At 71.7% G+C, this 12,118-nt stretch carries 14 protein-coding genes and 1 tRNA gene; 5 read left to right on the forward strand and 10 right to left on the reverse strand.

Annotated elements, in window-relative coordinates:
- The first annotated feature begins 82 nt into the window (after window positions 1–82).
- Window positions 83–718, forward strand: a complete 636-nt coding sequence (locus B9S57_RS23255) for a MerR family transcriptional regulator (RefSeq protein WP_103517554.1) — start codon at window positions 83–85, stop codon at window positions 716–718.
- Here the strand turns inward: B9S57_RS23255 and B9S57_RS23260 are convergent.
- Window positions 715–1,530 carry an exodeoxyribonuclease III gene (locus B9S57_RS23260; RefSeq protein WP_103517544.1) on the reverse strand — a complete coding sequence of 272 codons (816 nt, stop codon included), beginning with the start codon at window positions 1,528–1,530 and terminating at the stop codon, window positions 715–717. The genes B9S57_RS23255 and B9S57_RS23260 overlap by 4 nt on opposite strands.
- A gap of 50 nt (window positions 1,531–1,580) precedes the next feature.
- On the opposite strand from B9S57_RS23260, the gene B9S57_RS23265 reads away from it, so the two are divergent.
- The gene (locus B9S57_RS23265) at window positions 1,581–2,060 is read left to right on the forward strand and encodes a GNAT family N-acetyltransferase (protein ID WP_103517545.1); all 480 of its coding nucleotides are present in this window, start codon (window positions 1,581–1,583) and stop codon (window positions 2,058–2,060) included.
- 25 nt (window positions 2,061–2,085) lie between these two features.
- On the opposite strand, the gene B9S57_RS23270 is transcribed toward B9S57_RS23265, so the two are convergent.
- The 3 genes from B9S57_RS23270 to B9S57_RS23280 form a co-directional block, all read right to left on the reverse strand.
- Window positions 2,086–2,859 (reverse strand): potassium channel family protein, encoded by a 774-nt coding sequence (locus B9S57_RS23270; protein ID WP_103517555.1) that lies wholly within the window; start codon window positions 2,857–2,859, stop codon window positions 2,086–2,088.
- A gap of 186 nt (window positions 2,860–3,045) precedes the next feature.
- The gene (locus tag B9S57_RS23275) at window positions 3,046–3,831 is read right to left on the reverse strand and encodes an SAM-dependent methyltransferase (protein WP_103517546.1); all 786 of its coding nucleotides are present in this window, start codon (window positions 3,829–3,831) and stop codon (window positions 3,046–3,048) included.
- 105 nt (window positions 3,832–3,936) lie between these two features.
- Window positions 3,937–4,116 (reverse strand): hypothetical protein, encoded by a 180-nt coding sequence (locus B9S57_RS23280; protein WP_374935978.1) that lies wholly within the window; start codon window positions 4,114–4,116, stop codon window positions 3,937–3,939.
- A gap of 43 nt (window positions 4,117–4,159) precedes the next feature.
- On the opposite strand from B9S57_RS23280, the gene B9S57_RS23285 reads away from it, so the two are divergent.
- Entirely contained in the window at window positions 4,160–4,348 is a 189-nt protein-coding gene (locus B9S57_RS23285; RefSeq protein ID WP_365911121.1) for a DUF397 domain-containing protein, read from the forward strand.
- A gap of 10 nt (window positions 4,349–4,358) precedes the next feature.
- Here B9S57_RS23285 and B9S57_RS23290 read toward each other — a convergent pair whose 3' ends face one another.
- Together B9S57_RS23290 and B9S57_RS23295 are read right to left on the reverse strand one after the other, a co-directional pair.
- Entirely contained in the window at window positions 4,359–5,348 is a 990-nt protein-coding gene (locus B9S57_RS23290) for a MarR family transcriptional regulator (RefSeq protein WP_103517548.1), read from the reverse strand.
- Between the two features lie 542 nt (window positions 5,349–5,890).
- Complete coding sequence (locus B9S57_RS23295) at window positions 5,891–6,406, reverse strand: hypothetical protein (RefSeq protein ID WP_103517549.1); 516 nt, start codon at window positions 6,404–6,406, stop codon at window positions 5,891–5,893.
- Between the two features lie 145 nt (window positions 6,407–6,551).
- On the opposite strand from B9S57_RS23295, the gene B9S57_RS23300 reads away from it, so the two are divergent.
- Complete coding sequence (locus B9S57_RS23300; RefSeq protein ID WP_103517550.1) at window positions 6,552–7,916, forward strand: BTAD domain-containing putative transcriptional regulator; 1,365 nt, start codon at window positions 6,552–6,554, stop codon at window positions 7,914–7,916.
- A 177-nt stretch (window positions 7,917–8,093) separates the two neighbouring features.
- On the opposite strand, the gene B9S57_RS23305 is transcribed toward B9S57_RS23300, so the two are convergent.
- The 4 genes from B9S57_RS23305 to B9S57_RS23320 all read right to left on the reverse strand — a co-directional run bounded on the left by B9S57_RS23305 (window position 8,094) and on the right by B9S57_RS23320 (window position 10,702).
- Window positions 8,094–8,167, reverse strand: a tRNA-Ala gene (locus B9S57_RS23305).
- 87 nt (window positions 8,168–8,254) lie between these two features.
- Window positions 8,255–9,406: a gephyrin-like molybdotransferase receptor GlpR gene (gene glpR / locus B9S57_RS23310; protein WP_103517551.1), complete on the reverse strand. Its 1,152-nt coding sequence runs from the start codon at window positions 9,404–9,406 to the stop codon at window positions 8,255–8,257.
- Window positions 9,407–9,530: 124 nt separating this feature from the next.
- On the reverse strand, window positions 9,531–10,160 hold the full coding sequence (locus B9S57_RS23315) for a GNAT family N-acetyltransferase (RefSeq protein ID WP_103517552.1): 630 nt from the start codon (window positions 10,158–10,160) through the stop codon (window positions 9,531–9,533).
- 17 nt (window positions 10,161–10,177) lie between these two features.
- The gene (locus B9S57_RS23320) at window positions 10,178–10,702 is read right to left on the reverse strand and encodes a molybdenum cofactor biosynthesis protein B (RefSeq protein WP_103517553.1); all 525 of its coding nucleotides are present in this window, start codon (window positions 10,700–10,702) and stop codon (window positions 10,178–10,180) included.
- Window positions 10,703–10,944: 242 nt separating this feature from the next.
- Here B9S57_RS23320 and B9S57_RS23325 point away from each other — a divergent pair.
- A partial coding sequence (locus B9S57_RS23325; RefSeq protein WP_103514727.1) for an IS110 family transposase occupies window positions 10,945–12,118 on the forward strand: 1,174 nt, incomplete at its 3' end.

Here is a 12,118-nt window from a genome sequence, read left to right on the forward strand (position 1 = left end):
AGGGGTCGGGACGAGGAAAGTTACCGGCGGTACAACATAGGGTGCGGGTGTGGCTGAAGGACGCGAGCACCGTGAGTACCGCATGGAGGAGCTGGCCAAGGAGGCCGGCATCACCGTGCGCACCCTGCGCTTCTACCGGGAACGCGGCCTCATCCAGCCACCCCGCCGCGAGGGCCGCATCGCCTGGTACGACGACCACCACCTGGCCCGGCTGCGCACGATCACGGGCCTGCTGGAACGGGGCCACACCCTCAACGGCATCGCCGACCTCGCCTCGACCTTCGACAGCGGCCGCGACGTCGCCGAGGTGCTCGGCCTGGGCGAACCGACCGAGGAGACCCCGGTCCGGCTCACCCCCGAGCAGCTCGCCGACTACTTCCAGGACCAGGCCACGGCGGAGAACCTCGCCGCATCCATGGAGCTGGGCTACCTCGGCATCGACGGCGACGAGATCGTCCACATCAGCCGCCGCCTCCTGGACGCCTCGTCCGAACTGGTGCGGGCAGGGGTCCCCCTCGACGCCGTGCTCACCTCCGGCCGCGAGGTCCGCGCCCACGCGGACGCCCTCGCCGACCTCTTCGTACGCGTCCTGCGCACCCACACCGCGCAGACCGAGCCGGACCAACTGCGCACGCTCGCACAGGCGGTGGTGGACGCGGAGCTGTCGATGGCCCTGGACCGGCGGCTGCGGGAGGACAGGGCCGCGGACAGCGACTAGCGCTCGTACGTCGCCGTCACCGGCGCGTGGTCGCTCCACCGCTCTCCGTGGGTGGCGGCACGCTCCACCCAGGCCTTCACGGTGCGCGCGGCGAGACCGGGGGTCGCCACCTGGTAGTCGATGCGCCAGCCGGCGTCGTTGTCGAAGGCGCGCCCGCGGTAGGACCACCAGGAGTAGGGGCCCTCCTCCTCCGGATGCACGGACCGGACCACATCGACGTACGCCGCCTCGTCGAACACCCGGGTCAGCCACTCGCGCTCCTCCGGGAGGAAGCCGGAGTTCTTCTTGTTGGCCTTCCAGTTCTTGAGGTCGGCCTCCTGGTGGGCGATGTTCCAGTCGCCGCACACGACGACCTCGCGCCCCGCGGCGGCGGCACGCGCCCTCAGCCCCTGGAGGTAGGGGAGGAAGGCCGCCATGAAGCGCTCCTTCTCCTCCTGCCTCTCGGTGCCGACCTCACCTGAGGGCAGATAGAGGCTGGCGACCGTCACGCCCGGCAGGTCGACCTCGGCGTACCGCCCGGAGGTGTCGAATTCCTCACTCCCCGGGACCTCGAACCCGCCGAAGCCGATCTGGACGCGCTCGGGCGCGCGCCGCGTGTAGACGGCCACACCCGCACGCCCCTTGGCCGCGGCCGGCGCGTACACGACGTGCCAGCCCTCGGGCTCACGCAGCTCTTCCGGGAGTTGCCGCACCTCGGCGCGGACTTCCTGGAGGCAGATCACATCGGCCTCGGTCTGCCCCAGCCACTCGACGAAGCCCTTCTTCGCGGCGGCACGGAGCCCGTTCACGTTCACGGTGGTAACAGTCAGCATCCCGGTACAGTACCTACACGCTCATGGTGCATACCTGTACCATATGTCGCATGAATATCCGCTCCCGGCCCTTCGACCACGCCGATGCCGTCAAGCTCAACGACCTGGTGCAGCTCGAATACGCCGAGCGCTACGGCGATGGGGGCGATGTCACACCCCTGGACGCCACGATGTTCGACCCGCCCCGTGGCCTGTATCTGCTCGCCTACGACGAGCAGGACCGCCCGGTGGCCACCGGCGGCTGGCGCAGCCAGGAGAAGAACGAGGAGGGCTACTCCGACGGCGACGCCGAGATCAAGCGGATGTTCGTCGTCGCCGAAGGCCGGGGCCGGGGCCTCGCCCGCCGTCTCCTCGCCGCACTGGAGGCCGACGCCCGCGCCGCCGGCCGCACGCGCATGGTCCTGGAGACCGGCGACCAGCAGCCCGAGGCGATCGCGCTCTACACGTCGAGCGGCTACACGCCCTGCGAGAAGTTCGGCCACTACCGGACGTACGACAGCAGCATCTGCATGGCCAAGCCGCTGGGCTGACCTTCCGGAGCCGGCTGACCGGCGTCTACGGCGTGGCGGAGGACGGGGCCGGCACCTTCGGTTCCTCGGGGCCCGACGCGACCGTGAGGTGGGCCACCTCGGCCCGCAGCGCCGCGACTTCCACCGTGAGCGCCTCCAGGAGGGCCGTCTGCTTGCGTTCCTCGGCGTCGTCCCGCTCGAATCGCGAGATGAACCAGGCCGCGATGTTCGCCGTCACGACACCGAGCAGCGCGATGCCGGAGATCATCAGCCCCACCGCGAGCAGCCGGCCGAGCCCGGTGGTGGGTGCCAGGTCCCCGTACCCCACCGTCGTCATGGTGGTGAAGGACCACCACACCGCGTCTCCCAGCGTGCGGATGTTGCCGCTCGGTGCGGCCCGCTCCACCTGGAGCACCGCGAGCGAACCGAACATCATCAGTCCGACGACGGAGCCGGCGACGTAGAGGGTCATCGTGATCTGCGGCGCGTGCCTGGCCCGTCGGCCCACCAGCAGCAGTGTGGACACCAGCCGCAGCAGGCGCAGCGGCTGGACCAGCGGCAGGACGACGGCCAGCAGGTCCAGCGGATGGCTCCGGACGAACACCCACTTGCCGGGGGCCAGCACCAGGCGGACCGCGTAGTCGGCGGCGAAGGCCGCCCATACGCCCCACTCGACCACCTGGCACGTCGCGGGCACCCAGGCCGGTGCGTCCGGGGTGAGGACGGGCGCGGCATAGGCGACGGCGAAGAAGACGGCCAGCACGAGAAGAGGGGTCCGCATGCGCCGTTCCCATCGGCTCAGCGGGGTTCGAGGCTTCATCCAGGCATCGTAGGAGACCACCACCGGAGGAAACGCCCCCCGCCCCTGGCCGGCCGGGACCCAGCGGGCCCCCTCCGAGCGGGTGGGCCGGAGCAGGCGTACCGGATGCGCCCGGGGAACAGGCTCCCCCGGTGCCTCCCGGGCACGGCATCACCCCTGACCCGCGCCCCTTCCAGGGCTCCCGCCCTACGGCACCCGCGCCACGCCCACGTAGAAGCCGCTCCGCTCGTACACCGGTGCCGGCTCCTCGCGGTACCACTCGGGCGCCGTCACGAGCCCCGGCGCGACGAGCTCCAGCCCCTCGAAGAAGGGCTCGACCTCCGCGCGGGTACGCATCCGCAGAGAGATCGCGCCCTTCCTGTAGGCCGACTCCGTCTCCCGCCTCAGCTCCGGGTGCTGGTCGGCGGTCCCGTGCGAGAGGACCAGATGGCTCCCCGACGGGAGCGCCTCGACCAGGGTGCGGGTGATCCCGTACGGGTCCTGCTCGTCGGGCAGGAAGTGCATCAGCGCGATGAGGGACAGCGCGACCGGCCTGCCGAAGTCCAGCAGCTCCGCCGCGCTCTCGAGGATCGCGTCCGGCTGCCGCACATCCGCGTGGATGTAGTCGGTCGCCCCCTCGGGACGGCTCACGAGCAGCGCTTCCGCGTGCCGCAGGACGATGGGGTCGTTGTCCGCGTAGACGACCCTGGCGCCCGGAGTCACCGCCTGGACGATCTGGTGGAGATTCGGCGCGGTGGGAATGCCGGTGCCGATGTCCAGGAACTGATCGACGCCCTGCCCCGCGAGCCAGGCGGAGGCCCGGTGCATGAACGCCCGGTTCCGCGCCGCGTTGGCCCGTGCCTCGGCGGGCAGCTTCTCCGCGACCTCCTGATCGACCGGGTAGTTGTCCTTCCCGCCGAGCAGCCAGTCGTAGACCCGCGCCGGGTGCGGCTTGCTGGTGTCGATACGGGAGCTGGGTATACCGGCTGTCACAGGACGCCCTCCATACGGAACCACGAACAGGCGCACCCCGCGCCTGGCCCGCGCACCCCCTCAACAGCGGTCACCAGCAAGGCGGGTGAGCGAGGAAGGCCCAGGTTACCGGCTGGTCGCCCGGACCGGAGCAGCGCGTTCACACGCCGGTCCCTCGATCTCCGCCCATACGGTCTTGTCCGGCGCCCCGTCCCGCGGCAGGACACCCCACTCCTCGGCCAGCGCGCCGACCAGCAACAGCCCACGCCCGGCCTCCTCGTCGGCGGGCAGGCCGGAGGTGGCCACGGGCCACCGCGAGGCTGTTGGGAGAGCAATGAGTACAGGAGCAGTGTCGCGAGACGACGACCCGACGTGGGTCAAGAGCAGCCACAGCGCCGGAGACGGCGGGCAGTGCGTCGAGGTGGCCACCACCCCCACCGCCGTCCGGGTCCGCGACTCCAAGCGGCCGGGCGGGCCGGTCCTCTCGGTCGGCCCCGGCCAGTGGGCCGCGTTCGTACGGATGTCCGCGCAGGGCTGAGCCCAGCCGCTCAGGGCATCCGCAGCTTGTCCCGCAGGAGGCGCATGTGGGCCTCGATGTCGCGCTCGGCGGGCGGTTCGCCCGTCGCGGCGGGGTCGACCGGAGGCGCCTGGCGGCAGGAGCGGCAGAGGCCGTCGGGAAGGGCTCCGGCCGGCCCGGGGCGCCCGCACTCGGCGCATTCGACGAGGAGGACGCGTGCGGGTGGTGCCGCGCCCGGCGCGGCGGCGTCCGGCAGCCGCGCCGGAATCTTGTCGGTGAGACGCCGACGGACCAGACCGACGGGCGACCCGACCTGCTCGGGAAGCCCGGACGCCAGGGCCCGGGTGAGGTAGTCGGCGTCCACGCCTCGGGCGAACCATGCGGCGGCCAGGCCCTCCAGGGCGGCACAGTCGGCGGCGGAGAGGGCGAGACGCGGCTCCAGGCGGCCCAGCCGGGCGAGCGCCAGATAGGCGGGGGACGGACCGGCGGGGGCGGGTTCGGCTTCCGGGGCGTCGACGGGAGCCGGGTCGGGGGCGGATGACTCGGGGGTCCGCTGCCGCGGCACGACAGGGGTGGCGGGCACCCTCTGCTCCTCGGGCCCCGTATCCGCCACTTCGCCTTCCGCGTCCGCGAGTTGGAGTGCCCACCACTCGTTGTCACGGGCGGTGCGGGACCAGAAGGTGAGGGTCACCCAGCGGCTCTGACCGAGACCTTCGACGCGGCAGCGCACCCGGCGCAGATGCCCGGCCACGGCGAGCGCCCTCAGGGCGGAGCCGATGGCCATCTGGCCGTACAGGGGCAGGTCCTTGGCGAGGGACTTGATGTCCATGGCGGCACCGTCGGGCAGATGGTCGACGTACCCGGCGACGTAGCGTTCCCGCTCGGGAAGGAGGACGAAGTCGGCAGCCGCGGCGGGACGCCGGTCCGGCGCCGACCGCTTGCCGTAGCCGCTGCGGGCCTTGCGGTAGGGCCGCGAGGATGCGGGCGCGCTCGGGACGGAGTTAGGGTGCTGAGCAGCCAAGGGATCGGCCTATCTCTGATCTTGCGGTGAGACCCCGGCCGGTGCTCTAACACCGCGTCGGGGTCGATTCGTTGAGGGCACCGTAAGCAGCCACGACTCTGCGCCGCAAGTTGGTCACGATTAGTCATACTTGCTGGCCGTGACGGGGCAGGGAGGGCGGGAGGGTTCTCCCCACCTTTCCTTTTTTACCCGGATGTACAGCACCGCTCGAATCCCGGACCTCGGATCCCGGCGCCCGGATCCCGAAGCTCAAGCGCCGGGCGGGAGCGGTCTGCGCATCCCCCGAACGAGCGAACCACCGGTCCCGGCGCTCGGCCCCCGAGACCCGAGCGCCGGACCCGGTCCAGCGGTGGAGGCCAAGCCGCGCCCGACCGCCCTGCCGGCTGCCGGAGTTCGCCCGGATCCGGCAGGAGCGCCGTGATCCGGGCGCTGCCGACCTTCTTGGCCCCGTCGGCGATCCCGTCCCCGAGGTCCGAGGCCGTGTGTCCGGTGGGCCGTTCACGCATGTTTCCGGCGTCATGGCCGGACAAGGCGCAGAGTGGTCAGTCGATGCGCGCGCAGAGGTCGTCCTGCGTCCCGTACACCATGTTCACGGTCTTGTATCCGGTGGAGCTGATGTCCAAGGTGTACCCGCCGTCGACGATGTACAGGCTGCGCGGCAGGTTGCCACCGCTCTCACCGACGCCGACCAGCACGGGGCCGAGCACGGACCAGTGCTGGGAGCCGTCGGTGCGGTAGTCGACGACGGCCGTGCCGCCCGCGTCCGCGTCGTAGAAGGAGCCGGTCCCGGTGTTGGTGACCCGCACGACCAGGTCACCCGTGTACACGACCCGCTTCGCGGAGCCGTCGGGGTGGGTGTCCAGTACACGCTGCACCACGTCATCGACAACGGGCTCGCCGTGGACGGGGAAGTCGCACCGGACACCTGCGGCCACGTCCCATGGCGCGGAGGGAGCCGGTTCCCAGCCCTTGGTCGTGCTTCCGGGCGCGGCGGCGGCAGGCACCGCGCCCGCAAGCACGGCGGCAAGAGTCAGCAGGGCAAGCACGGTTCGTCGCATGGGTCTCTCCTTGGTGAGACTGGTCCGGGAGGGGCGTTCGGGTGATCCCGATACCAGCCTCGCCCCTGGCTCTGACCAAATCCTCACCGCTTTCCCCCGTTCTCCCGGGCAGGAAGCGCGTCCGCTGACTAGGCTGCCCCGCACCATGGAGTTCCAGCTGCTCGGTCCGTTCCACGCCTGTCACGAGGGACAGCGGGTGCTGGTGGGCAGCCGCCGCCAGGAGCGGTGCCTGTTGTCGATTCTGCTGCTGCAGGCGGGCCGTGCCGTGACGACCACACGCCTCATCGACCTGCTGTGGGACGGCGATGCGCCGGCCTCGGCCCGCAGCACCGTCCACACCTACGTCGGCAGGCTGCGCGTCGGCCTCAAGCCGCACGGACTGCACATCGGCACCACGCACGGCGGCTATGCCGTCGAGCCCGGCCCGCATGTGATCGACGTGCAGGAGTTCGTCCTCCTTGCCCAGCAGGCGGCAGCCACGGGCGATCCTGCGGAGCGGGTGCGCCTCTACGACCAGGCCCTCAGGCTGTGGAGGGGCCCGCTGCTCGCCGATGTGGCCGACGACCGGCTTCGTGACCGGCTCGGCGCCCACATCGGGGAGCTGCGCCTGTCCGCCCTGGAGCAGTGGGCCGAGTCTCAGCTCACCATGGGACGGCATGAGCAGGTCGCGGCGGATCTGACGGTGCCGGCCCAGAAACATCCGGAGCGGGAACGACTGGTCACCGGCCGGATGACCGCGCTGTACCGGAGCGGACGCCAGGCCGATGCCCTCCAGCTGTACCGCAGGACGCGCCGATTGCTGGTGACCGAGTTCGGCATCGAGCCGGGCGCCGAGCTACGGACGCTGCACGACCGCATCCTGCGGGGCGATCCCCGGCTGGACCGGCCACCCGCGCCCGTCTACGCGGTGCGGGTCGGAGAGGAGTGGCTGCCGTGGAACGCCGGTGGACATCCGGCCCTGGAGTTCTGCAACACCTACGCGGGCTGGGGCGGCACTCATCCACCCGGCTCGGAGTGGCTGCGCAGCTACGCCACGCTCGCCGTGTGGGCCGGCCATATGGACCTGGCGGACGACCGCCTCGTCTCCTGGCTGCTCGAACAGGCGCGGCAGCACCCCGAGAAGGCCGCCGCCGCCCTGGACGAGGCCCGGGAATTCCGCGGAGACCTGTACGCCTGCCTGACCGATCCCGACGACGCTCGGGCCTTCAAGGCGGTGGCCCGTGTCGTGGAGGACACCGGCAGGGTTTCCGTGTTCACCCGCGGCGAGGACGGCCTGGGGCGCTGGCTTCCGTCCCGCGCCGCCGGTCTGCGGTTGCCCGTCTGCGCTGCCGCCCGCAGCGCCTCGGAACTGCTCGCGGATCCGCGACGTTTCACGATCCGCACGTGCCCCAGCGAGGACTGCGGCTGGCTCTTCCTCGACCAGCGCGGGCGACGTAGATGGTGCAGCCTGGCGACTTGCGGCAGCAGAAAGCCGACGGGTAGCCGGTGCGCGCCCGTCGACCCCGCCTGAGGCGCCCTCGGTTCGCGCGGTCCGCCCGCAACTGCAGTCGCTCGTTCGCCGCCCGCTCTGCCCGGGGAGCGCCTGGGAGCGCCGAGCGCACCACACCGGAAGTAGTTCTGTACTCCGTTGCTGTACGACGCCGAAGAGCCCCTACCGAATCTCCCCGGTAGGGGCTCTAAGCTGCGGTGGACCTGTGGGGATTTGAACCCCAGACCCCCTCGATGCGAACGAGGTGCGCTACCAGACTGCGCCACAGGCCCTTGCAACGAGTGAAACTCTAGCACCCTCATCGGGGTGCTCGGAAATCCGTATCCCGGCAGGTCACCGAGTCGGGTCCGCCGCCGGTCTCACTCGTTGGCCGCGCGCGGCCGGTCCTCGTCGTCGTACTGGTCGAAGAGGGGCGTCCGGCCGCGGTCCCGGGTGCGCCTGGGCGGGTTCCCGCGGCGGCGCGGGGCCTGGTCGGCGTCGGGTGCGGCCGTGTCCGGGGCGTCGCGAGTGCCCGTGCGGGTCGGCTCGGCGGGGCTGGAGCGGGCCGCGCTCCAGGTCTCCGGGTCGCCGACCTCGACCCCGCCCGTGGCGCGGGGGGCGACGGGGGCGGTGACGTAGGTCGGCAGCGGGACCGGGACCGGCTCCCAGCTGTCGCCCTGGGCCGGTCCGCGCTCGCGCTGCTGGTCGACCCACTCCGCGTGGTCCGTCTGCTCGACGAGAGCGCGACGGCCGGCCTCCTGCGGGGAGACCGTGGGCACCGGCGCGGGCCCTTCGGGCTCCTCGTCGGGCTCGGCGGGAGCCGAGGAGGCGGCCTGGTGCCTGCGGGGCCGGTTCTCGCGCAGCCGCTGCGCGGCCACCTCGGCCCGGCGCCGGTCCATGGTGAAGACGAACCGCCGGCGTTCCTGCGCGCGCAGATGCACGATGTACGTGCTCAGCAGCACGGCCGGGACGGCCGGCGCCCACAGGAAGCTGAGCCCGCCGACCGCCGCGACGACCGCGCCGAGCGTGAACGCCATGAAGAGGACCGTGGTGGTACGCCGGCGGCGCGCCAGGACCTGCGACCGCTGCCGCCGCTCGCGCTCGGACTCCGCCCCGGAGGGCCGTCGACGCTCCCGGCGGACCGGGGCCTCCCGCTCGCGCGGGTGCTCCTGGCCGGGACGGGCGGGCGCGGGGTCGCGCAACCGCACTTCCGTATGGTCCGGGGGCGCGGAAAAGGCCCGGACGTCGACGGACTCGATTCGGTCCGTGACGGCATCCGGGTCCACGTCGCCAGGCGCCTCCTCGGCATCCCGCTCCCGCAACTCCTTGGCGTAACGGCGCTCCATGGCCGCCCGCCCGGACAGCAGCCGGATGGCGGTGCTGAAGCGTTCCGTCGGACGGGCTTCATTGAGCTCGTCCTGCCTGCGGAGCCACATCGGCACCAAGTAGGCGGCCCAGGCCCCGACGATGACTGCGTAGATGAGGCCGCTGCTGCTCACTCTCACACCGTAGAGGGGTTTGCACGGCAGCATCCGCCAATTGGCCCGGCGTGTCGCACGATCCGGCTCATACGACGGACTTTTGTTGCGATTGTTCGGGTCAACAGTCGACGAAAGTGAGGTGGATTACCGCCGGGGAGCGATCAAATTCGAACACCTATTTCATTTCCCCGGACGTGCTCGACGTACCCGGGGTACCCGGCCGCACCCTGCGCCAACGTCGCAGCAGCCCGTCGGGCACCTCCTCGGCGGTGAGCGCGAAGATCAGGTGGTCCCGCCACGCACCGTCGATGTGCAGATAACGCGGGCGGAGCCCTTCCGCACGGAATCCGAGTTTCTCCACGACCCTTCGGCTGGGGCCGTTCTCGGGCCGAATGCACACCTCGATCCGGTGCAGACCGACGTTGCGGAAACAGTGGTCGGCGGCCAGCGCCACGGCGGTCGGCATCACGCCGCGGCCCGCCACGCTCTGGTCGACCCAGTAGCCGACATGGCCCGAGCACATCGACCCCCAGGTGATGCCGGCCACCGTCAACTGCCCGACCAGGCGGCCCTCGTACTCGATGGCGAAGGGCAGCATCCGGCCGGCGTTCGCCTCCGCGCGCAGGTGCCGGATCATCTGACGGTAGGTCGGGCGCCGGGCCGCTCCGCCACCCGGCGCGGGTGGCGGGACGGTCGCCTCCCAGGGGCGCAGCCAGTCGCGGTTACGCCGGTTGACCTCGCGCCACATGGTCTGGTCGCGCAGCTTTATCGGGCGGAGGGTGACGGCGCCGTCGGTCAGGATCACCGGCCAGGTCCGGACGTTCAGCTCGGGCTCCCCGGTCGGGGGTGGTCTCCACCGCGCAGCTGGTCGACGGCGTGCACCAGAAGCCTGCTCAGGACCGCGAGTCCGTCGCGTACGCCGCCGGTCGAGCCCGGCAGATTCACGAGGAGAGTGCCCGCCGCGGTGCCCGCGAGGCCGCGGGAGAGCGCGGCGGTGGGGACCTTGTCCCTGCCCTCGGCACGGATCGCCTCGGCGATACCCGGGATCTCCCGGTCCAGGACGCGGCGGGTGGCCTCGGGGGTGCCGTCGGTGGGCGAGATGCCCGTGCCGCCGGTGGTCACGATCACGTCGTAGCCCGCTGCCACGCCCGCCCGCAGGGCGGCTTCCACCGGGTCGCCGTCGGGCACGATCTGAGGGCCCTCGACCGCGAACCCGAGACCGGTGAGGGCCTCGGCGATCAGCGGGCCGCCCTTGTCGGCGTACACCCCGGCGGAAGCGCGATTGGAGGCGGTCACGACGAGGGCCCGGTATCCGCCGGTCGCGGTCTCGCTGCCGGGCGTGCTCATTAGAGGACCATCCCTTCTGCAGCCCTCTTCGGTAGGGTTGTGACCTCTCGGTCCCGGTGGGTGCATGGCCAGTAGTGCGAGCCGTTCGACGGCCAGCATGAGTTCCGCCAGCCCCGCCGGGCCGAGGCCGTCTGATCGGCTTCAGGGACACGCCCCGCAGAGGGCCGATTAATGAGCTCCCGGCAGACGACCTCACCACCACCGGGCAGGTGCTCCGTCGACGTCACAGGAGTACTTCTTTCGTGTTCATCGGATGGGACTGGGCGACCGAGACCCATGACGTCACCGTCATGGACGACGCCGGAAAACGCGTGGACCGGTGGGAGTTCGCCCACACCGAAGAGGGATTCGCCAGGACCCTGGCCCGGCTGGGGAAGCACGGAGCCCCGGCGGATCTGCCCGTGATGATCGAGACCAGCCGCGGCCTGGCCGTGGACCGGCTGCTGGTTGCCGGCCACCCGGTGGTGCCCGTGCATCCCAACGCCTTCCACGCCATGCGCCCGCGCTGGGGCGCCAGCAAGGCCAAGACCGACGCGGGCGACAGCATGAAACTCGCCGACTACCTGCGCACCGACGGCCACTTGCTGCCCCGGCTGGAGCCCACCGAGCAGGCCACCCTCGATCTGCAGGCCCTCACCCGGACCCGCGCCGACCACGTCGAGGCCCGCATCGCGGCGGTCAACCAGCTTGCCGCGCTGCTGGACATGCACTGGCCCGGAGGCAAGGCCGTGTTCGCCAACCTCGACAGCGACATCGCCATGGCCTTCCTGGAGCGCTACCCCACCCCGGCCTCCGCCGCGAGGCTTACCGCCGGACGCCTCGAAGCCTGGTGCAAGCGCCACGGCTACTCCGGCAGGAAGCCCGGAGGTGTCCTGATCGAACGCCTGCGGACGGCCCCGAAGGCGGCCTCCCGCCTCAGCGAGGCAGTCGTCGAGCAGCTGGTCCAGGTCCAGGTCCAGCTGGTGAAGGGCATCCGCACGACCATCCGCACGCTGGACAAGACCATCGCCGAGGCGGTCGAAACCCACACCTACGCGCCGCTGTTCGCGACGATGCCGCGCATCGGCAGGGTCAGCCTCGGCCAGATCATCGGTGAGATCGGCCCGCTCCTGGAACGCGCCCGCACCAGCGAGCAGCTCATCGCCGAGGCCGGGGTCGTCCCCGTGACCCGAGCGTCGGGCAAGTCCCGCACCGTCGCCTTCCGCTTCGCGACCAACCGCAGAGCCCGCGTCGCCCTGACCGCCTTCGCCGACAACAGCCGGCACGGCAGCGACTGGGCCGCGAAAATCTACAACGACGCCCGAGCCCGCCAGAAACGACACCCCCACGCCATCCGCATCCTGGCCCGCGCCTGGCTTCGCGTGATGTGGGCCTGCTGGCGCGACGGCACCTGCTACGACCCCGCCATCCACCAGG

The sequence above is a fragment of the Streptomyces sp. SM10 genome (assembly GCF_002910915.1).
In the GTDB taxonomy this organism is placed as follows: Bacteria; Actinomycetota; Actinomycetes; order Streptomycetales; family Streptomycetaceae; genus Streptomyces.